Annotated in this window: 16 protein-coding genes and 2 pseudogenes; 13 read left to right on the top strand and 5 right to left on the bottom strand. The window is 38.1% G+C overall.

The annotated features are described in order from the left end of the window. The first annotated feature begins 74 nt into the window (after positions 1–74). Positions 75–926, top strand: a complete 852-nt coding sequence (locus BC008_RS41845; protein ID WP_027841981.1) for a hypothetical protein — start codon at positions 75–77, stop codon at positions 924–926. A gap of 55 nt (positions 927–981) precedes the next feature. Next, a complete protein-coding gene (locus BC008_RS41840; RefSeq protein ID WP_058184682.1) occupies positions 982–1,287 on the top strand; it encodes a hypothetical protein in 306 nt (101 codons plus the stop codon). A gap of 67 nt (positions 1,288–1,354) precedes the next feature. On the opposite strand, the gene clpB is transcribed toward BC008_RS41840, so the two are convergent. Beyond that, positions 1,355–3,982, bottom strand: coding sequence for an ATP-dependent chaperone ClpB (gene clpB, locus BC008_RS41835; protein ID WP_027841982.1), 2,628 nt, complete (start codon positions 3,980–3,982; stop codon positions 1,355–1,357). A 344-nt stretch (positions 3,983–4,326) separates the two neighbouring features. Here clpB and BC008_RS41830 point away from each other — a divergent pair, with 344 nt between their 5' ends. From BC008_RS41830 to BC008_RS45935, 7 genes and pseudogenes are all read left to right on the top strand, one after another. Continuing rightward, on the top strand, positions 4,327–4,701 hold the full coding sequence (locus BC008_RS41830) for a hypothetical protein (RefSeq protein WP_027841983.1): 375 nt from the start codon (positions 4,327–4,329) through the stop codon (positions 4,699–4,701). A 549-nt stretch (positions 4,702–5,250) separates the two neighbouring features. Next, the gene (locus tag BC008_RS41825; protein WP_058184680.1) at positions 5,251–5,493 is read left to right on the top strand and encodes a TIGR02450 family Trp-rich protein; all 243 of its coding nucleotides are present in this window, start codon (positions 5,251–5,253) and stop codon (positions 5,491–5,493) included. 832 nt (positions 5,494–6,325) lie between these two features. Continuing rightward, complete coding sequence (gene bchL / locus BC008_RS41820; protein ID WP_027846867.1) at positions 6,326–7,192, top strand: ferredoxin:protochlorophyllide reductase (ATP-dependent) iron-sulfur ATP-binding protein; 867 nt, start codon at positions 6,326–6,328, stop codon at positions 7,190–7,192. A gap of 31 nt (positions 7,193–7,223) precedes the next feature. Beyond that, positions 7,224–8,024 carry a DUF5331 domain-containing protein gene (locus BC008_RS41815; protein ID WP_027846868.1) on the top strand — a complete coding sequence of 267 codons (801 nt, stop codon included), beginning with the start codon at positions 7,224–7,226 and terminating at the stop codon, positions 8,022–8,024. A 401-nt stretch (positions 8,025–8,425) separates the two neighbouring features. Then, on the top strand, positions 8,426–9,841 hold the full coding sequence (locus BC008_RS41810) for a ferredoxin:protochlorophyllide reductase (ATP-dependent) subunit N (protein ID WP_027846833.1): 1,416 nt from the start codon (positions 8,426–8,428) through the stop codon (positions 9,839–9,841). 106 nt (positions 9,842–9,947) lie between these two features. After that, a pseudogene (locus tag BC008_RS41805) lies at positions 9,948–10,190 on the top strand (DUF4351 domain-containing protein); the annotation flags it as partial. Positions 10,191–10,507: 317 nt separating this feature from the next. Continuing rightward, positions 10,508–12,184, top strand: coding sequence for an SUMF1/EgtB/PvdO family nonheme iron enzyme (locus BC008_RS45935; RefSeq protein WP_063800861.1), 1,677 nt, complete (start codon positions 10,508–10,510; stop codon positions 12,182–12,184). A gap of 18 nt (positions 12,185–12,202) precedes the next feature. Here the strand turns inward: BC008_RS45935 and BC008_RS50100 are convergent, their stop codons facing one another. Continuing rightward, positions 12,203–12,349 (bottom strand): hypothetical protein, encoded by a 147-nt coding sequence (locus BC008_RS50100; RefSeq protein ID WP_161938222.1) that lies wholly within the window; start codon positions 12,347–12,349, stop codon positions 12,203–12,205. A gap of 186 nt (positions 12,350–12,535) precedes the next feature. Between BC008_RS50100 and BC008_RS41795 the strand changes: the two genes are divergently transcribed. After that, entirely contained in the window at positions 12,536–13,012 is a 477-nt protein-coding gene (locus BC008_RS41795; protein ID WP_036268773.1) for a peptidoglycan-binding domain-containing protein, read from the top strand. Between the two features lie 218 nt (positions 13,013–13,230). Further along, positions 13,231–13,878, top strand: a complete 648-nt coding sequence (locus BC008_RS41790; protein ID WP_027846684.1) for a Uma2 family endonuclease — start codon at positions 13,231–13,233, stop codon at positions 13,876–13,878. Between the two features lie 301 nt (positions 13,879–14,179). Here the strand turns inward: BC008_RS41790 and BC008_RS41785 are convergent, their stop codons facing one another. Together BC008_RS41785 and BC008_RS50960 are read right to left on the bottom strand one after the other, a co-directional pair. Further along, positions 14,180–14,911 carry an HAD family hydrolase gene (locus tag BC008_RS41785; RefSeq protein WP_027846683.1) on the bottom strand — a complete coding sequence of 244 codons (732 nt, stop codon included), beginning with the start codon at positions 14,909–14,911 and terminating at the stop codon, positions 14,180–14,182. 32 nt (positions 14,912–14,943) lie between these two features. After that, on the bottom strand, positions 14,944–15,120 hold the full coding sequence (locus BC008_RS50960; RefSeq protein WP_201026230.1) for a hypothetical protein: 177 nt from the start codon (positions 15,118–15,120) through the stop codon (positions 14,944–14,946). A 40-nt stretch (positions 15,121–15,160) separates the two neighbouring features. Here BC008_RS50960 and BC008_RS41780 point away from each other — a divergent pair, with 40 nt between their 5' ends. Together BC008_RS41780 and BC008_RS41775 are read left to right on the top strand one after the other, a co-directional pair. Next, positions 15,161–19,576, top strand: a complete 4,416-nt coding sequence (locus BC008_RS41780) for an AAA domain-containing protein (protein WP_027846329.1) — start codon at positions 15,161–15,163, stop codon at positions 19,574–19,576. A gap of 73 nt (positions 19,577–19,649) precedes the next feature. Further along, positions 19,650–20,606: a hypothetical protein gene (locus BC008_RS41775; RefSeq protein ID WP_058184676.1), complete on the top strand. Its 957-nt coding sequence runs from the start codon at positions 19,650–19,652 to the stop codon at positions 20,604–20,606. A gap of 502 nt (positions 20,607–21,108) precedes the next feature. Here the strand turns inward: BC008_RS41775 and BC008_RS41770 are convergent. Next, positions 21,109–21,573: pseudogene (locus tag BC008_RS41770) on the bottom strand (IS630 family transposase); the annotation flags it as partial. Positions 21,574–21,624 lie beyond the last annotated feature (51 nt).

The following is a 21,624-nucleotide window of genomic DNA, read 5'->3' as shown; positions in this document are numbered from 1 at the left end:
CGGTATCAATAGTTTCATCTTATTTGTATTTAGTCGATTTATTTAATGCAATTAAGAGTTTGAGAGTGACAAATATGAAAAATGAAAGAGATTCGTCTCCAAGTCAAAAATTAGATGAGAAAAATCAGAAAAAAAGACTAATGCTTTTGTCTTCTTTAGTAGTTTTTTTAACTCTGATTGTATTTGCAATGGGTGTGGCTTTGGTATTTTTATTTATAAATGAAAGAAAGCTCGAACGAGCACAGGTTAATGAAACTTCTAAAGCTTCATCAGAGGTGATAGCCGCAGGCGACGCTTCGCGTATCGCTACACCTTCTCCAGTACAAGAAATAACTCCTTTACAACAAGATACTACTCCTTCACCAAAAGCAACTATTACACCTTCCCCTGCAGAAATAATCACACCTTCTCCAGAAGCAAATACCACACTTACACCACAAGCAAATATTACACCACCAACTCCAGAAGTAACTACATTAGCTTCACCTCAATCTGCAAGTGTAAGTAATAAGTCTTTTGAATATCAAGGGCTTTTATTTGAATTACAAAAATGTGAGAAATTAAATATAAATGTCCAAACTCAAAGTATAAGATGTTCTGTAGCGATTATAAGTACGCAAGAAAATGTCAAAATTGAGTTGTATTCTGCTTTGCGTGGAAATGAGGATAGAAGAAGCAGAATATTAGATGCAGGTCAGGAAAGCATCGCCGAAAAAATTCAATTTGGTAGCGATGTTACTCGATGGGGTAGAACCAGCAATAATCTAATTAAAGATGTACCAATTAAAGCTATTTTCATGTTTGAGAATGTTCCATTAGAAACAGATGAGATAGATGTATTTGAAATTACTTCAACTTTGAAAAGTTCCTATTATAACAACGATATCAAAGTAGAATTTCGTAATGTTAATGTCTCTGGATCTTGATTAATATTAGTCTGTAATTTTTATAACCTACGGTAAAGGAATATGATTTCTTTGATTGGAATTATTTTCTATATCTGACGAAGAATACTTTAATTATGAAGAATATGCAGATTCCTATAGGAATGAATATTTACCGACAACTTTAGTTATAGGGGGAGAGGAAGAAAAAGGATTAATTTTGCTCAATCCACAAATAATATTTGATGATGGTGAATGGGAGGCTTGGGAATTTGCTACCTGGTATCCTGGAGCAGTAAGATATTCGTCATTTTTAGAAATTATGATGGATGGATATGACAGAATTTTGGATTCAGATTTGCCCAAAATTCGAGATATTTCCTTAAAAAACTTAGAGACGTAGCAACGCTACGCCTCCACAAGTCTAAAATTATTAACAGCAACCCTTAAAACAATATTAGTTTTACTTATTAATTAGACTCAGTTGTAATCAAATCGGCGCTCAAACGCTTAAAAGAAAGCCGTTCATTTTCAACATCAACAAAAATTGTATCCCCATCATTGAATTCACCCCGCAAAATACATTTTGCGATTTGCGTTTCCAACTCGCGCTGAATTGCTCGCTTCAGGGGACGCGCTCCATAAACCGGGTCATAGCCAATTTCTGCTAAAAAGTCCAGAGCACCGTCGGATAACTTCAACGACATCTTGCGATCGCTAAGTCTATAACGCAATCTTTCTACTTGTAATTGGACAATTTTGCGTAACTGGGGTTTTTGTAGAGCGTGGAAAATAATATTTTCATCGATCCGGTTGAGAAATTCCGGACGGAAACTATTGCGCATTGCTTCTGTAACTCGACGACGCATCTCTTCGTAGCGCGAGTCATCCCCGGAAACATCTAAGATGTATTGGGAACCAATATTGCTGGTCATAATAATAATAGTATTTTTGAAATCTACCCTGTGACCTTGAGCATCGGTAACCCTTCCATCATCGAGAATCTGCAACATGATGTTGAAAACATCTGGATGAGCTTTCTCAATTTCGTCAAATAATACCACTGCGTAGGGACGACGACGAATTGCTTCTGTTAATTGTCCGCCTTCATCGTAACCCACGTAACCTGGTGGAGCACCAATTAACCGCGAAACCGAGTGTTTTTCCATGTACTCAGACATGTCGATACGCACGATCGCTTCTTCGGTGTCAAAGAGATATACCGCCAAAGCTTTTGCTAATTCGGTTTTACCCACACCTGTGGGACCAAGGAAAATGAAACTTGCAATGGGACGGTTAGGATCTGCAAGTCCCGCGCGGGAACGTTGAATTGCATCTGCAACTGCTGTGACTGCTTCTTCCTGTCCCACAACTCGACCGTGCAGTTCTTCTTCTAAGTGAAGTAATTTTTCTTTCTCGGATTCTACTAATTTGCTGATCGGTATCCCCGTCCACTTAGAAATAATTTCTGCAATGTCTGATTCTGTTACCTCTTCCCGCAATAATGATTTTCCACTATGTTGAGTTTGAGTTAATTCAACTTCGGCTGCTTCTAATTGACGGTGTAAATCAGTCAACTTGCCATATTTTAACTCGGCAGCCCGGTTAAGGTCGTAGTTGCGTTCCGATTGTTGAATTTCCAAACTAACCCGGTCAATTTCTTCTTTGACAGATTGAATTTTGGCGATTACGCCTTTTTCCGATTCCCACTGAGCGCTTAAAGTCCGTTGCTCTTCCTTGAGATCGGCTAATTCTTTTTCTAATCTTTCCAAACGTTCGCGAGAAGCGGGATCGCTTTCCTTTTGCAGCGATAACTTCTCCATTTCCAACTGGAGAATTTTCCGATCAATTTCGTCAATCTCTTCTGGTTTGGAAGTAATTTCCATTTTTAACTTAGCCGCTGCTTCATCAACTAAGTCAATGGCTTTATCCGGTAAAAAGCGATCAGAAATATATCGACTGGATAGAGTTGCAGCAGCAACTAAAGCATTATCGGCAATTTTCACGCCGTGGTGGACTTCATACCGTTCTTTTAAACCCCGTAAAATAGAGATTGTATCTATTGCACTGGGCTGATCGACAAATACCTGCTGAAAGCGTCGTTCTAGCGCTGCATCCTTTTCAATGTACTTACGATATTCATCTAAAGTTGTCGCCCCAATACAGCGCAATTCGCCCCGAGCCAACATGGGTTTTAATAAATTCCCCGCATCCATTGCACCTTGGGTCGCACCAGCACCGACTACGGTATGAATTTCATCAATAAATAGAACAATATTACCTTCAGATTCGGTAACTTCCTTTAATACCGCTTTGAGACGTTCTTCAAATTCACCCCGGAATTTTGCTCCTGCAATTAAAGCACCCATATCCAGTGCAATTAATTGACGGTCCTTCAAAGATTGGGGTACATCACCAGTAACAATGCGCTGGGCTAAACCTTCAGCGATCGCAGTTTTACCAACACCCGGTTCCCCAATTAAAACCGGATTATTCTTCGTGCGACGGGATAAAATTTGCACCGTGCGGCGAATTTCATCATCCCTTCCAATCACCGGATCCAATTTACCTTCTCGGGCTGCTTCTGTCAGGTCGCGCCCATATTTTTCCAATGATTGATACTTACCTTCTGGATTTTGATCGGTCACTTTCTGGTTTCCTCGAATTTGCTTAATGGTATTTTTGAGCTTTGCTTCATTCAATCCAAATTCTTGGAGCAAACCTTTACCAAAACGATTATCCTTGGCGTAAGCGATTATTACGTGCTCAATGGAAATATATTCATCGCCAAATTCTTTGCGATAACCGTCTGCTCGGTCCAAAAGACCATCTAAACTTTTTCCGAGATATACAGAAGTACTGCTACCGGAAACCTTTGGTTGTTTTTGGATAAATTGATCCGTGTACTCCTGGACTCGCTGAACGCTGACGCTAACTTTATTAAAAATACTATTAGTTAGTCCTTCTTGCTCTAGCAGCGCTTTCATTAAATGCTCACTTTCAATTTGCTGCTGATGATTTTGTTTAGCAATATCTGGAGTATGGGCGATCGCTTCCCAAGCTTTTTCCGTAAACTTATCTGGATTAGTAGGTTGCATAGGCTTAGTAGGAAAACGAATAACTTACTCAGCGCTGACTTACTTTGCGCTGTGAATTATGACTAAGATAGAAAATATCAGTTCTTATTAAATATTGTAGAAAAGCAGAAAAACTGACAGGATCGGTGTTCGCGACCCCTGAAAGTAGAATTACCGTCCATTATTTGTGATAAACGATGTCAATTTACTTAGTTTCATTTCTGATTGTTTATACCCCTAGACAGCTTGATTACTTAAAACCTTAATTATCCTTGAACGCCTAAATACTGAAAAACCCATGTTTTTTGTATGACTCAGATAGAGTTACTATGATGCCAGAAATAAGATGAGGTAGAGCTAAAAATATGACCGACTCCTACAATTTCGAAGACGAAGAATTCAATTTTGAGCGCGAAGACTTGTTTTATCCAAAACTCACTGGTGAGATGAGTGAAGGAGAAAAACTCAGACGCTTTCAACAGTTGTTTGATGGTTGTAATCGGGCTTTGCTCCAAGAATGCTTATTTCGAATTCTCTATCAAACAGATGGTACAGGTACTTTAGAGATTTTGTGTCCGAGTCAAATTGCAGTGGAAAGCCTCATTGAGAAAAAACGTAAAATAGTTAACAACATTAATACTTGTTGGGAAAATATTAAATTTTTCTCCTTATGCATCCGGGAAAATGGCAAGTTGGTGTATCAAACATTTAGTCACAGTGGCCACCAAATCATGCCATGAAAAAACATTGGTGGGGAGTGACTATAGTCACAACTAAAAATTCCTCCATGATATGCACCTGCGGTGCTTGCGAGCCTTGCGCTCCAGGTGCATTTTGAAATAGACTTCTTAATAAATCTCAACTTATAGTAATAAGTAATAAGTAATAAGTAATGAGTAATGAGTAAGGAGTAAGGAGTAAAAAAATTAAAATTATGTGTTGTGTGAATTAGAAGCTGAAATAACGTTAATTCGCGCAAATAATCACAAATATGATTGGTTTATAGCGTTTCTTAAAACCTTTATTACAAGTCTCAATTTAATTCACTTTGGACATATACATAAATGATAAACTTAAAATCTAAATAAAATCTTAATTTTAAGTTCTAAACTGGTTGTTTGGATTATTGATTTAGAACTTTTGATTTAGATATATGCCTTTCAAGAAATGTTTTACCTAATTATTTGATACTTGCAACCATCTTCGGTCAATATTTGAAAATTTCCTATTTAAAGTCAAATATATTACCCAGTCGCCAGTCGCCAGTCGCCAATCCCCAATCGCCAACAATGCCGAAAAAACAAAAATATCCTCATCTACTCAATTCCAAATGGACGTCGCAAAAAAAAATAGATGGATGGCGACATTTTCGAGTTATTAACCGCAAAAATCAAAGTAAATGGGTTTACGCCGAAATGGTTGCAGCTTGCGATCCCGAAGTACGTTTTTGGATTAATGCTCAACTACTCAAAGATCGTTCTCAATGGGAAGCTGGTTGGTTATCGTTACGAGAAATGCATGGAGGGGATTAGGGATTGGCGTTAGCGTAGCGTGACGCGACAGCGTCATATAGGGATTAGGGATTAGGTATTAGAATATTACCGTACAAAAATTCAAGGGTATACCCATTACCAATTACCAATTACCAATTACCCATTACCCATTACCAAATTCGTTAAGTTTTGAGAATTTTCCCCAAAAGTTATATTTTTTTACATTGTGTGAGCATAAACCCCGAACTTTTTACGCTGAATAGATGGGATTTATCTTCACAACTGGATTTTTCTTTTTTATGGTTTTTTTATTTTTTATTAATTGCGATGAGCACAAAGTGTATGAGCGTTCGCATCACGCTCAACATATTCATGAAATTCTAGCTGGACTCATCTCTTAGGAATTGTTACTGCGATCACAGTCCTAAATAGTTCACTAATCAATATTGTAGAAACGTTGCAGAGCCTGCGGCGTCGGCGTTAGCCTCTGCAGTGTCTCTATAGGATTTATTTTTTCACAAATCAAAACTGGAAAGCTTACATCGCAGGGAAATTTTTTATATATTATTTTTTATTTTGTAACTATTTTTATGTTAATTAAGCATAAAACATATTTTTAAAGAATATTAAATGTATATAAAGGCTAAGCGACCAAAATAAATGGGCATGATACTTTTAAAATCACTATTTACCCTTTTAAGACCCTAAATGCCGATTAAAGACCTTTATTTTCGTTGTAAGTTGAAAACTATCGAATAGACAACAAACAAACAGCTAACGAAAAAAAAACTGTTAACTGTTAACTGGTAACTGGTAACTGTTAACCGACAAGTAACTGATATATAAAAACAACAGTAAGAGGCAAAGTAAGGTGAAACTAGCAGTTTACGGAAAAGGTGGTATCGGTAAATCAACTACAAGCTGTAATATATCGGTCGCTTTAGCTAAACGTGGCAAAAAAGTCCTACAAATTGGTTGCGATCCCAAACATGACAGCACCTTCACTCTCACTGGGTTTTTAATTCCAACAATTATCGATACCCTGCAAGAAAAGGACTATCACTACGAAGACATTTGGCCCGAAGATGTAATTTATAAGGGTTATGGCGGAGTAGACTGTGTTGAAGCTGGTGGTCCCCCCGCTGGTGCTGGCTGCGGAGGTTACGTAGTTGGTGAAACAGTAAAATTACTCAAGGAATTAAATGCTTTTGATGAGTATGATGTAATTTTGTTCGATGTTTTGGGGGATGTGGTTTGTGGTGGTTTTGCTGCACCTTTGAACTATGCCGATTACTGCATGATTGTTACTGATAACGGCTTTGATGCTTTGTTTGCAGCTAACCGGATCGCAGCTTCTGTGAAAGAAAAAGCACGTACTCACCCCCTACGATTAGCTGGTCTAATTGGTAACCGCACTTCTAAGCGGGATTTAATTAATAAGTACGTAGAAGCCGTACCTATGCCAGTTTTAGAAGTATTACCTTTAATTGAGGATATCCGTGTTTCCCGAGTGAAGGGAAAGACCTTATTTGAAATGGCGGAGTCCGAAGAATCCTTAAATTACGTTTGTGATTATTATTTAAATATTGCCGATCAAATCCTGGCACGCCCGGAAGGAGTCGTTCCTAGGGATGCTCAAGATAGAGATTTATTTGCATTGTTGTCAGATTTTTATCTAAATCCGAGTAAACCACAGGTCACTAATCCGGAAGAGGAATTAGACTTAATGATTGTATAAAACATTAATTCTATTTCTTAGGATGAGGCGTATGGCATTTTTTTACAGTTTTACTGATTCTTTACGACAAAAGTGGTTAAATTTTTACCAAACCAATCGTGACTGGATTACCTTGCATATGCAGGTAGAATCGGTTTATACACCCGATGGAGGTAAGCGACCACCTTCATACCTCATCCTGGGAGTTGCAAACGCCTTAGAGCCAAAATTAGCGCAGTTAATGCTTCCTTTCTCTAAGTTGAATGCGGATGCTGATACTTTAATTGAAGTTTTAGATTTGCATTTCGACCCGGAAATGGCTCTTGGTAACCGTATTATTCCTCCGGTAGAAACCGACGAAGTTGATGGTGATGGTTCTGCGATCGCAACTCAAGATGAAATGGGGGAAGAACCTGTAGATGAATTCGATCGCGAAATCATGGTTGCGAAAGAATTTCTCGTCAAAGGACATTCCACGGAAATGTCTGGGGATGTTGTTTCCCATCCTGAAGGGGTAATGGGAGAACACGAACCGGTGGGTGAAGCTGATGGGTATGAAGATACCCAAGATCGCCATCGTTCCCAAGCATTTAATAATGGTCAATCCGGCGATGAGTTTGGGGATATTTCCTTTGACGCAGATACTCAAATCCTCGGAAACCACAACGAAGAAAACCTAGAAAATCTCGATACTGATGATGATTCCCACGAGTTCAGCAATGTATTGATGGATGTCTGGGGAGAAGAATCTTCAGTTCCCGATAGTGCACAAAATGAAGAGCAATCGGGGGAAAATGAACCGGGAAACGCATTTGACGATACGGAAATTGCCAACCTTTTTCCTGACACTTAATTGCTATTAAATTTAGGGGTTTTACTTTAATTTAAGTATTAAATGCAACGTATTATTGCAGTCTGGGAGAAGATTTATCGCAACTACAGTGCGCACTGTAGAGACGTTGCAGAGTCTAACGCTAACGCCGCAGGCTTACAACGTCTCTACGGGGATATAAATTGATCCCTTCTGCTTCCCCAGCGCTGGGTGTAAGTAAAAATTAAAAAGTCATTAGCGTAGCGTGTCCGTAGGACATAAGTAAAAAGTAAAATGTCCGAACCTAATTACTTAGTGCGATAAATCTACAAAATATTTTGAGTTTTAAATTCTTGAATTTTCAATTATTAAATCTTAAATCTTGAATTCTTAAATCCTGAATTCTTAAATCCTGAATGTCGAACCAAGGGGAGAACACCAACATGACCGTTGCACAATCACAATCTTCAAATCCAGAATCTTTAAATTTTGAATGTGAAACTGGTAATTATCATACTTTTTGTCCCATTAGTTGCGTTGCGTGGTTATACCAAAAAATTGAAGATAGCTTTTTCTTGGTAATTGGAACCAAAACCTGCGGTTACTTCCTCCAAAATGCGATGGGGGTAATGATATTTGCTGAACCCCGCTATGCAATGGCAGAATTGGAAGAAGGTGATATTTCTGCGAAATTAAATGATTACGAAGAATTAAAGCGGTTATGTTTGCAAATTAAACGCGATCGCAACCCCAGTGTAATTGTCTGGATCGGTACCTGCACCACTGAAATCATTAAGATGGATTTGGAAGGTTTAGCACCCAACTTGGAAGAAGAAATTGGGATTCCCATTGTGGTTGCACGGGCGAACGGTTTAGATTATGCTTTCACCCAAGGGGAAGATACAGTTCTCGCTGCAATGGCTGCACGTTGTCCTAAAGAAGCTCCGGTAGCACAAAGCGATAAGGACGAACGCAGTGGGATCAAAAAACTCCTCAATTTTGGTAAAAAGAAAGAAGAAATCGCCCAAGAAGAATCGGAATATGTAGACCATCCCCCCTTAGTTTTATTTGGTTCTTTACCCGATCCTGTAGTTACCCAGTTAAGCTTAGAACTGAAAAAGCAAGGAATTAAGGTTTCTGGTTGGTTACCGGCTAAACGCTTCACTGAATTACCGGTAATTGAAGAAGGATATTATGTTTCTGGGATTAATCCCTTCCTGAGTAGAACCGCGACGACTTTAATGCGACGTCGTAAGTGTAAGTTAATTGGTGCACCATTCCCCATTGGTCCCGATGGTAGTAGAGCTTGGATCGAAAAGATTTGCTCGGTATTTGGAATCACTCCCAAAGGTTTAGACGAACGGGAAGCGCAGATTTGGGAAAACTTAGAAGATTATGTGAAACTAATTCGCGGTAAGTCTGTGTTCTTTATGGGAGACAACTTATTAGAAATTTCCTTAGCAAGATTTTTGATTCGCTGCGGAATGACGGTTCCCGAAATTGGTATTCCCTACATGGATAAACGTTACCAAGCTGCAGAGTTAGCATTTCTGGAAAAAACCTGTAAAGACATGGGTGTACCGTTACCCACAATTGTGGAGAAACCAGATAATTACAATCAATTACAACGGATTAAAGAAATTAAACCGGATCTTGTGATTACAGGTATGGCTCATGCTAACCCCTTAGAAGCACGGGGAATTAACACTAAATGGTCTGTGGAGTTTACCTTTGCACAAATTCACGGCTTTACTAATGCTCGCGATATTCTTGAGTTGGTGACTCGTCCCCTACGTCGGAATAATAGTTTGAAAGATTTGGGTTGGGATAAGTTGGTGAAAGAAGAAGCTCAGGTTTAGGAGTTTGAATTTAAATTAGTTTAAATTAAACCAACTGAAAATTTAACGTTATTTCAAATGTAGAGACGCGGCATGTCGCGTCTCTACAATATTTTTCGGGTTTAGTGAGGTCGAAAAAATGTTAGGAATTACCTTCCAGGAAACACGATTCTACCGGGACATTAAGCAAGAAGGAGAACTATCCTTGATTCTCCGACAACTAAATCGCAAGGTGGGAGAATTACCCCAAGAAATTCGTCAGCGTATTGAAGCTTTGTCATTAGAAGAATTAGAAAACCTTGCTGAAGCATTACTTGATTTTACCAACATGAATGATTTACATGTTTGGTTAGAAGCACTTGGGGGTTAAGAATTGCTGTAATAAAAATCTCCAAATATGCAATTTATCTTTGATATACCTGATGAAGTTGTTGTTCGACTTACTCAATAGGGCGCACGTCGGTGCGCCCCTACAGGTTCAAATTATGATGTGAATTATTTTTGGAAATCCCTAATAGACCGGAACTCAGGCGGTAAATCTTGTAGGTGCCTTTGGTGTTATAGTATTGGTACAATTTTCAGTATATTTACGTTTTATAGGTGTGTATTATAGCAATGACTATGGGGTTATTGTTGTTGTTGTAACCTGTCAACATTAACAAGCTAATTGTTAAAATAAATACTTATATGAAGCTATCTGGTGGTGAATATAAAAAATTTTGTGAAGCTTTACTTGATGCTTTTCCAAGCTATACAAGTTTGGAAATGATGGTTAAATTTCAGTTAGATAGAGATCTGGGGAACATCGCTGCTGTAAACAGTAAACTTAGTGAGGTTATTTTTGAGTTAATTAAATGGGCGCAAGCGTCTGGAGAATTAGAACGTCTAATAAAAGGTGCTTGTAACCAAAATCCAGGCAATCAAAAATTACAAGCATTTCAGCATCAGCAAAATTTAAAACTGTATGGACAGAGTTTCTCTCGAGCAGTCGAACAAGAATTTCCCTTGAGTGAAGCTACTCGTAAACAGCTAAGAAACTTACAACAAGATTTGCAGCTTACTGATAAAGAAGTATCGCAGATAGAACAGCCAATTGTTGCTCCCAAGGAAGCAGAATACCAGAAACGACAAGAACAAGAGAGAATAAAGCAACAGCAAGAAGCTGAAAGGCTTAAGCAACAGGAACAAGAGAGAATAAGGCAGCAACAAGAAGCTGAAAGACTAAAGCAGCAAGAACAAGAGAGAATAAGGCAACAACAAGAAGCTGAAAAACGGAAGCAGCAAGAACAAGAGAGAATAAAGCAACAACAAGAAGCTGAAAGACGAAAGCAACAGGAAGCACAGAGATTACGTGAGCAACAAGAAGTTGAACGTTTGCGACAACAACGAGAAGCACAGAAACGACAAACACAAACTACAACTGCTATATCCCCAACACCAATCGACCGCAGGCAGTTTTTAAAGTGGGGTGGATTAGGAGGTGGAGGTTTGGCGATCGCATTAATTGGTTATCAGATTGTTAATAAGCAACCATCAACACCTAAACTTACTCTATTTGAATTTGAAACTGCAAAAGTGAATGGAAAGGGGGAAATATTTGACCGTCCCAAGGGAAAAGCCAATTCTTTTAAAGAAGACCTGGGTAATCGTGTAACCCTAGAAATGGTCAAAATTCCTGGTGATACTTTTACAATGGGTTCACCAGAAGACGAAGAAGGTCGAAGTAAAGATGAAGGACCACAGCGCCAAGTTACGGTTCCCGAGTTCTTTATGGGTAAATACCAAGTTACCCAAGCACAGTATCAACAAATAATGGGTGCAAATCCATCTAACTTCAAGGGAGATAAAAGACCTGTAGAGAAAGTTTCCTGGAATAATGCAGTGGAATTTTGCAAAAAGTTGAGTCAAAAGACAGGACGCACCTATCGTTTACCTAGTGAAGCAGAATGGGAATACGCTTGTCGTGCAGGAACCACCACACCCTTTTACTTTGACAAAACTATTACAACTAATTTAGTAAATTACAATGGAGATGATACTTACGCTTCTGCACCAAGAGGAATTTATCGTCAGAAGACAACGGAAGTAGGAACATTCCCACCTAATGCTTTTGGTTTGTACGATATGCATGGAAATGTTTGGGAGTGGTGTCAAGATACTTGGCATGATAATTACAAAGATGCACTCAAAGATGGTAGCTTATTGCTTGATAATGATAATCGTCCTCAAAGAGTGCTGCGTGGTGGTTCGTGGGGCAGCCTTCCTAAGAATTGCCGTTCTGCTGCTCGTATCAGGTACGTTTCCGACTACGGGTACGACAACCTCGGTTTTCGGGTTGTTTGCGTTGTTTCCTCCAGGACTTAGTAGCCCTTTACACTTTAGTTAATTCCCCTTCCTTTGAGCAAAATAAACGGCAGTACTAATATTTTCATACAGACTGGGTAGTTGCTGTCCCAAATGTTCTAGAAATTTCCACGCAGTTAATACAAAGTTGTCAGATGTTTTTTTCCAAGCTGAGCATCGTTTCATTTGTGACAGCTTTAAAATTGTCTACTGATATCTCAATAAATATGTTCACCGCCAGTGTTTGAATGTGTGACAAATATTATTGTGACACTTTTTCTAGCTAAAAATACGTAAAAGCGACTGTTTAATTTGGATAAATATACAGGAAATCAAACACACAAACATCTAGTTAAAGGAATTCAAAAAATTATGTCTTACGCAACTCAAACCACAATTGTTCGTCCTACTCTCACCCTTGGTAGTACTGGTGATGACGTTAAGGATTTACAAAAAATTTTGAATGGTACTGTTGCTGATAACACTTTAGTCGTTGATGGTATATTTGGTCGAGCAACACAAGAAGCTGTGACTGTTTTTCAAAAGCAATATGGTTTGACTGTAGATGGAGTTGTAGGTTCTCAAACTTGGGCAGTATTAGATACGATTGATATTTATGAAAATGATGTAACATTTCCTCCTACTATACGTCTTGGTAGCACAGGTGAAGATGTTGAATATCTCCAACGACGTTTAAATGGTATTGGTTTGGGTCCCGTAATTGTTGATGGAATATTTGGTGTTGCGACAGAGAAAGAAGTGAAGAAATTTCAAAAACACTATGATTTAACTATGGATGGAGTTGTTGGACCGAAAACTTGGGTTCGATTGGAAGTTATTGATGTGTGAGTTAGATAAGTTTTAAATTATATTTTGATTCATTAACTCATTGGTCTGAATATCGACAACTGTTTATAGTTAACTACTACAAATAACCACTCATTGTTAGATGCGATTAGTTAGATGCAATTACAATGAGTGGTTTCTAATTTCAGAGCAACATCGAAAGCTTAATCTTGACATTGATAAAATTTAAGAACCAAAGCATTACTACTTGAGGTTGCGTTATGCAAGAACTCAAAACCAAAATACCAACAGATACATGGGTAGTAGCAACCTGGGATGAATATATCCAGATTATTGAAAGTCCTACTTACAAAAAAGCTACAGGCTACTATTACGATAGACGGATGAGAATCGAAATGCCACCATTGGGAAATGACCATGCTAGTGACCATACAATTATTATTAACGCAGCGAGCTTATATGCAGCAGTAAAGAAAATTCCGATGAATGGTAAAGATAACTGTACTTTTCGCAAAAATGCTTTTAACGATGCTCAACCGGATGTAGCCTACTATATTGGTAAAAATGCTAATGCTATTCCTTATGGAACTTCTATTGTCGATCTAGATGTTTATCCCGTACCAAATTTAGTGATAGAAGTTGCTAATACTTCCTTAGCTGATGATAAAGGTGAAAAGCGTTTATTGTATGAAGATTTGGGAGTTGATGAATATTGGATTGTAGATGTACAAAATGTACAGATTATTGCTTTTACGATGATTGATGGTGGTAGCAAAAGAATTACTGCATCCCAAGTTTTACCAGGATTAGAATTTTCTTTATTAAATGAAGCTTTTAGACGTACTCGCGAGACCAATCAAAGTGAAGTTATTGCTTGGTTGCTAACTCAATTTCACCAAGCAGAATAAGATTGATGATTGGTAATGAGTAATGAGTAATGAGTGACTAAGAAAAATAATTTATTTATCTTGACTCATGTCCTGCGGATACGCATTAACGCAGTGTGACGCGACAGCGTCATAAGCTACTGTACGCTTACGCTTACGCTAACTGCTAATGACTTATGTCCTACGGACACGCAATAACTATAGCTGCGCTACCTGCGGATCCGTTACGCTCCGCTAGACGCTAATGATTTTTGACTTATGTCCTGCGGACACGCTATAGCTGCGCTACCTACGGATCCGCTAATGACTTTTGACTTTTCATTTATGTTTCTACCTGAATTTCCTCCAGCTTATTAATCACCACATCTGCACCTTTGACATTATCATTTCTCCCAATCCAAGTAATACCGACACAACCATTAGCTTTAGCATTTTTCGCCATTTGCATATCGCCAACCGAATCCCCTACCATTAAAGTCTTACTCGGTTCTACACCCAAGGATTCACAAGCTTGCAAAAATAATCTGGGGTCTGGTTTGGAAAGATTTCCATCTACTCCCATTCCCAATTGCATATAATCATTCAACTGATGATGATTAATAAACCCTTGTACTTCTTCCGTTGTAGCAGCAGAAAGAATACCAAGTTTTAGTTCTGTGATTGAGAGATTTTTCAGTAGTTCTAAAGCACCAGGAAACAAAGGTGCATAGGTATTACCAAAAGATTTTTCCGCTTCATCCAAACTTTGACGTGAAATTTGTAAGGACTCAAACCATCCTCTTCCAGTTTCAGCGATGTATGCAGCTGCAGCAACTTCAGTTTCTTGACGACTTGCAACTGCGATTAAACCAGCTAGATCGAGTTTACCTCCATCTACCCCAAATGCCATTAATAATGGTTCTCCAATCCCAGGGATTTGAGCGTCGATAATTCGGGCTGACTTTTGAGCAATGTGGCGCAAAAATGTTTCAGAATCTTCTAAAGTACCGTTTTTATCGAATAAAATAGCCTCGATGTTAGTAAAGGTGATATTTCCACATTTAATGTCTACCATATATAAATTAGTCCCCAATAAGTTAAAAAAATCTAATAAAAAGTCAGTATATATCGATTTATGTCAATTTTAATGGTAACGGGTAATTGGTAATTGGTAATGGGTAATGGGTAATGGGTAATTGGTAATGGGTAATCCTGACTTCTGACTCCTGACTTCTGACTCCTGACTTCTGACTCCTGACTCCTGACTCCTGACTCCTTACTCAAGTTATGATATCTTTTCCAGTGACAGCGGATTTTTGCATGTATGGGTAACAGTGATTCTCAAACTTGGGGCTATAGGTTTGCTGGGGAACGAGCAATTAATAATTTAATTCGCGAGCTTGATGGTCGGGATGCCTTCGACAGATACGTTTCAAGGGATATAATGGGTCGGGCTGAGACTTTTTTATCTGATGTTACCGGAAATTCAGGTGCACTGTTCTACGTCCGTCGTCAAGAAATTAATCAAAGATATCCAGATGAGGAGATCTGGGAATTGACGGTTGCAAGTGATACTAATTCTGCTTTACCTTCACCACTGAAAGATTTTCAAAAAACCTTATGGTTAAAGGCTACTATCAATTCAAACAACGGTAGTGGTGGTTTAAAGTTATTAGATGCAAGATTGGTAGACTTACCCAGGGGAAAGGTTGATGGGTTTTGTTTACCGTTTTGTTTGCAGTTAGCTTCTAATAACCGTTTGGGAGTACCCCGCACGACGGTTGCAAAAATTAAGTCTTTACCTTTATGGAGTGAAAGACATGTACCGACTTCCGAACAGTTAAAAGTTTGGCGCGTTTTTCTGGATATGGAAGAACGAATTGCGAAAGCACGTCAATTTTGCGTCCCTTTTGACAATCATAATTACAGTTATAAATCCAGACGGGTCACTTTTATTATTCATCCTGCATCTGCAACTTTGGATGGTTCTCCAAAAACTTCTTTAGGTGAAGATGAATTTTGGTTGCGGATCAAAAAGTCTAAGCAGGAAGATTTGATGATATGCAGATCTGCGAGCGATATTGCAACCAGGAAAGGTACGAAAAAGTTAGGTACCATCGACGCAATTGATGCGAAAAACCATAAAATTAAAGTTTTGCTGGATGATGATTTAGTCGATCGCCTCCGAGAAGGATTATATAAGTTACCGGCGCGGGGTTTTTTATATTTTGAAGCTGCGGGTGATATTCACCAAATTAATCAGAAGAAGAAAGCTTTAGAACATTTACGTTTGGGTAGAACCCAAAATCCTAATTTAAGTAAATTTTTATTTGATGCAACTCAAGCTAGGAATCCTGATTCGATTGTCAAGCTTTCGCCACAAAAATTATTAAAAAGTAATTCTAATTTTGACCAAATCGCTGCGGTGGAAACGGTTCTTTCTGCACCGGATATGGTTTTAATTCAAGGACCACCGGGAACCGGTAAAACGACGGTAATTGTGGAAATTTGCTATCAGGTAGCATTGCGGGGAGGTAAAACCCTGATTGCTTCCCAAGCGAATTTGGCGGTTGATAATGCTTTGAGTCGCTTGGTTCACAACCCAGTAATTCGGGGTTTGCGTCGGGGAAAAGCTGAAAAAGTCCAAGCTGAAGGACAAGCTTTTCTGGAAGAAAATGTTATTAATCAATGGGTGGGGAATACCGCGAGCGATTGTGAAGAAAGGTTATCAACTAATCAGGACAGGGTCAAAGTTTTACAGGAATTACTAGCTCCCCACGAGCGCTTTGGAAAATATTTGCAATCTGAATCGGAATGGATTCATCAACAACAGGAATTTCAAGAACGTAAATTACAGTTAGAGCAAGCTTGTAAGCAACAAGAAGAAATTTATCAAACTGCGATCGCAAAAACAGATAAACTAGAATCTTTGCTATTGGGTTTAAAAAAGATTATTAAACCTGCATCGAAAATGAACTGGTTAGCTGAAGAAGTTGTAAGTTTTCTTCCTGAGCTTCAACCTTACGCGAAAGGTGATAGTGTAGTAGACCAATTTATTGCAAATATCAAAACAGCAATTCACGATGCGGGAGAACTTAGTTTTACACCACCTAAATGTGGAGCTTTTGGATTAGGTGCTTGGTTGAAAAATACTGTCGCAAAGGAAATTGAAAGCTTTCCTCCAGCATTTAGCAGTGCAAATGAAGCGATCGCCGTGATGTCAGAGGTGGGGGTATCGGTACAAAATTTCCGCTCTGCTTCTGAATCTGCAAACACATTGCATCAGGGATATCATAAACTTTTAGGTGAGCAACAGGAATTAGCAGAAAAAATTCGCCGTACCGAACGACGCAGAGGTGAAATTGGTTTTATTATTGGTGCTGTCAGGGATTGGAAAGCTAATGCTAGCCAGAGATTACACAAAATTTTAAATCGATGTCGTCAGACTGGTAAACCCATTACGGAAAAAGTCTTAGAACTACCATCAGGATTAATAACGATCGCTAGTTCGTCCCGATTATCTTTAGTACCAATTGATTATCAAGTCCGCAAAGTTGACCATTTACCGAACTGGCAGCAATTATATAACGCTTTTACCTATGAATTAGAAAAAGGTTGCATTAACGCTAAAGGTAAAACCAGTAAATTTAGTGAATTCATGAATCGTACTTTAGGGGAAATTCCTTTAGTACTTATAGGGGAACATCGCCAACAATGGCAAGATTTAGCTGAGAAGTTTGCAGATTACTATCGTCTCAAACCTCCAGAACGTCAACCTTTGGTTAGGGAAGCTGGTAGTTTATTGATTCAACTTCAAGCTATTTATGGTGAATCTTGGAACGAAAGCAATGTAAATGCAACTTTAAAACAAATTGTTGAAGAGTTAAAAGAAAGCATCTTAGCAAATGCGCGGGAATGTGTTTTTCCCCTCAAAGCAGAAACCGAACAATATCTAGAAAATTTCCAAAAACAAGCCCAGGAAGTTGAAATCAAGCTCAATAATGCAAAATCTCAAATAGATCAACTAGAAAATGACATCGAAACAATCAGGGAAGATTCTAATATCAAACTTACTCAAGCGGTAACTTTTTTGCAAGAGTTAAGTCAAAAACCGGAGATACCAAAAAAACTAGGTCTTTTAGTTCAAGAATATATCAAGAATCAATCTTATATTTGGGAAAATCCCCATCACTTTAGCGCCGAAGTTGCTGCTTGGGAAAATAATCTCAATCGTTTAATTAAATTAATTCCCGATATCGACCCCTTAAAAACATTAAAGTATATCAAAAACAACTTAGATACAGAAGTTTCAAACTTAAAATTAGAGAGCGAACGCGCCAAAGAAGAATTACAAATATCTCAAAATAAAATTACTGAACTCGAAGAACAAATTCAAGCACAGTTACCAAAAGATTTAGCCAAAGAACGTAAATGGTGGCAGAATTTATGGAAAAAGATATCTAATAATTTTAGTTTTCAACCCAACACAGTCATTGCGACACAAGAAAGCAATCCCAACACAGTCATTGCGACGAAGGTTAGCGCAGCGTTTCCGCCAGGAAATAGCAATCCCAACCAACCTAACAATGTAGAATTATTTAATGTTGATTTCTTAACCAAAATCAAGCGACAATTTGAAATTTGGCAAAAAGAATTACAAGAAAAAGAAAATTACCTCAATCGCTATCAAAACTTTGTTCGAGACTGGATTAAAAAACTTCGTCAACCCTCAGAACAAGATATTGAGGATCTAAAACAGATTTATTTAGATAATGCTAACGTTGTCGGTATTACCTGCGTTCAAGCTGCGAGGGGTGATTTTTCCCGAGAATTTCCTAGTTTTGATGTGGTAATTATTGACGAAGTGAGTAAATGTACTCCCCCAGAATTATTAATTCCCGCTTTAAAAGGTAAGAAAATAGTTTTAGTCGGGGACCATCGACAATTACCACCCATGTTACGGGATGATACCATCGAAGATATCGCTGAAGAAATTGGTACAACTAAAGATGAACTAAAGTTTATTAAAGAATCTCTCTTCAAAACCCAATTTGAATCTGCAGATGAAAACATCAAGCGAATGCTGACAATTCAGTATCGCATGCATCCGCAAATCATGGGAGCAATTAATCAGTTCTATCAAGATAAACTTAGTTGTGGTCTTCTAGAACCAGACCAACTACGTGCTCATAATTTGTCCGGTGAATTACTTCAAAAAAATCAACATATTCTCTGGCTGAAAACTCCAATACATAACGATTTTAACGAAAAAAGAGAAGGGACATCTCGAATTAATATTAAAGAAGTTGACGCAATTGAAAAACTATGCGAACAATTAGAAACTGCTTGGTCGAGTAAAGTTAATAAAAGTAACGAAAAAAAAGAAATTGGAATTATCACTTTTTACGGCGCTCAATTAAGGTTAATAAAAGATAGAATTGCAGCGAAAAAATTCCCTTCCTTAGATATTCGTACCGGGACAGTTGATATTTTTCAAGGAATGGAACGTCCAGTAATTATTGTGAGTACCGTATGTAATAATTTTCGGGGAGATATCGGTTTTGCAAAAGCTCCGGAACGGGTAAATGTTGCTTTTTCTCGTGCTCAGGAATTACTTGTGGTGGTGGGGTGTTACGATCTATTTACTCAACAATCTGGTAAAGTTGGCTCTATGTATCAAGAAGTTGCTCGTACTGTTGATAAATATGGGGGTCTAATAGATGTTAATTGTGTTTTGTAGATCGATACAGTTCAGTTCACTCATCAAAATAATAACGCTGTAGATAATTTTTTTGGAGATATCTATTTGTCTAATGAATCCCAAAGATACAGAAAGCACCGAAGGTAAGAGAAAGACCAAAAGAAAATCTGTTAAAAAAGAATCTCAAGATTTATCTCAAGAATCATCTCAAACTTCCCAGGAAAAAAAACCCCAGCCAAAATTTATTGATTCTAGTCTCAGTTCGTTAGTAAAACAGATCGAAAAGCAAAGTTCAAAGCAGAAATCTAAATCATCTGTTGTATTCGCTCGTAACTATTGCTATGAAGTACAGCAAATACCAATTAAAATAACCATTAGCGAAACTCGCAAGTTAAATATACTCGAAGAATTTATCCTTCGGGCTGCGATTGAGTTTACACCACCCCCAACAACGGAAGAATTAGCAAAAGTATTAGGTTTAGATATTATTTTTGTCAGAAGTGCGATCGAGAGACTTGTAAAACTAAACTGTTTAGAAGCTTCACCCTTAAAAATTAATATTACACCTCAAGGAGAGAAGTGCTATCAACAAGGACATGTATTCAGTTCCCCTATAACTAAATTAATTTATGCGATCGCAGACCCGCTACAAGCAGAGATAGAACTTAAGAGTGATATTTTAAATTCAGAAACTAAAGTAAATTCAGAAACTAAAGATTTACATAGTTTAGAAGAATTAGTTAATTTAGAAACTAGAATACCCGATATTAATCAATTACAAATTGAACAAATCCAGGAAGCTGTTCGGGATTTAGGATTGGAAGTAGAGCTACTTGAAGATGAACAAGCTATTACTGATTTTAAGGTTGTAGGTAAACCGCAAACTTGTTTGCAATCTGTTTTTGTATTTGTGTTATTTGATAAGTTAAAAGGTAATTATACTACTCAAGTGAGACGCAAACGGCAAATTTTAGAATTACCATCAACTTGGTTGACAGAGTTGGAAATATTACAAAAGTTGTATTTAGAGTTACGTGATGAACCTTCTTCGTCTGTGAAGAATCCTTAGTATTTCAGCTAGAATTTATATTTGCGTTAGCCTATGAAATCATAAAAGAGGTTTAAGCATCAAGTGCATGCAATTGAGTTATAGGTAACTTTACTACAATACCTGATTTTAAATCCTTAACTTTCCAAAAATGATGTGATTACATAGGGCTTGCTGAAAAAGTAAGATACAGATTGATTCGTTATTCGAGGAAAAACAAAAAATAAGTTTTGAACATATTAAGGCATCAATCTGTATCTTACTTTTTCAGCAAGCCCTAATTACTTGTACTCCTTCTGAATCTATTTCAATGTCTTTTACTGCTGTGTTTTGGAGAATATTTGCACCGTAACGAATTGCGGTAGTCATCAAAAAATAGTCACTATCTTGACGATACAAATGTAATTCGTGACCGTAGGGCTGTTTGGGAATAACTGCTTGTAATGAATGCGCAGGATTTTGATATTGGTTTTCTGAGTGATAGAGATAGCTAAAATGTCTTTTATAGCAACCGCCAGGTTAGCTAGGACGCTAAAGTCAAGACATGCTCCATGGCTTCTCGCAGTGTTCCAAAATTCTCGAGTTGTTTGCGAATTCGACTTTTTAGCCATGACCAGCATTTTTCAATCCGGTTTAAATCTGGTGAATAAGGTGGTAAGTAGCACACCTCGCAGCCTGCGGCTTGAACCAGTTCTTCAATGCGTCCACCTTTATGAAAGGTGGCATTGTCAATCACCAGTTTTTGTCCTGGTTTCAGGGTGGGAATCAAGCAGGTTTCTAACCAAGTTTCAAATACCTGACGGTTGCAAGCTCCTTCAATAGTGAAGGGTGCTAACAGCTGTTGACCACAAAGTGCGGCAATCATATTGACTCTACCTGTTCTGCGACCAGACTTTAGGTCATAAAATCGCTCTCCTCGAGGATTGTAGCCATAACCATAGTCATCTCGATAATCCATACCTGACTCATCAGCATAAACAATCTCCTCCTCAAACACATCAAACACAAAGTTACCCTAAACTATGGTTATGAGATCGGA

The sequence above is a fragment of the Mastigocoleus testarum BC008 genome (assembly GCF_001456025.1).
GTDB classification, from domain to species: Bacteria; Cyanobacteriota; Cyanobacteriia; order Cyanobacteriales; family Nostocaceae; genus Mastigocoleus; species Mastigocoleus testarum.
Note: the sequence above shows the minus strand (reverse complement) of the source record. Positions and strands in the feature narration are given on the sequence as shown.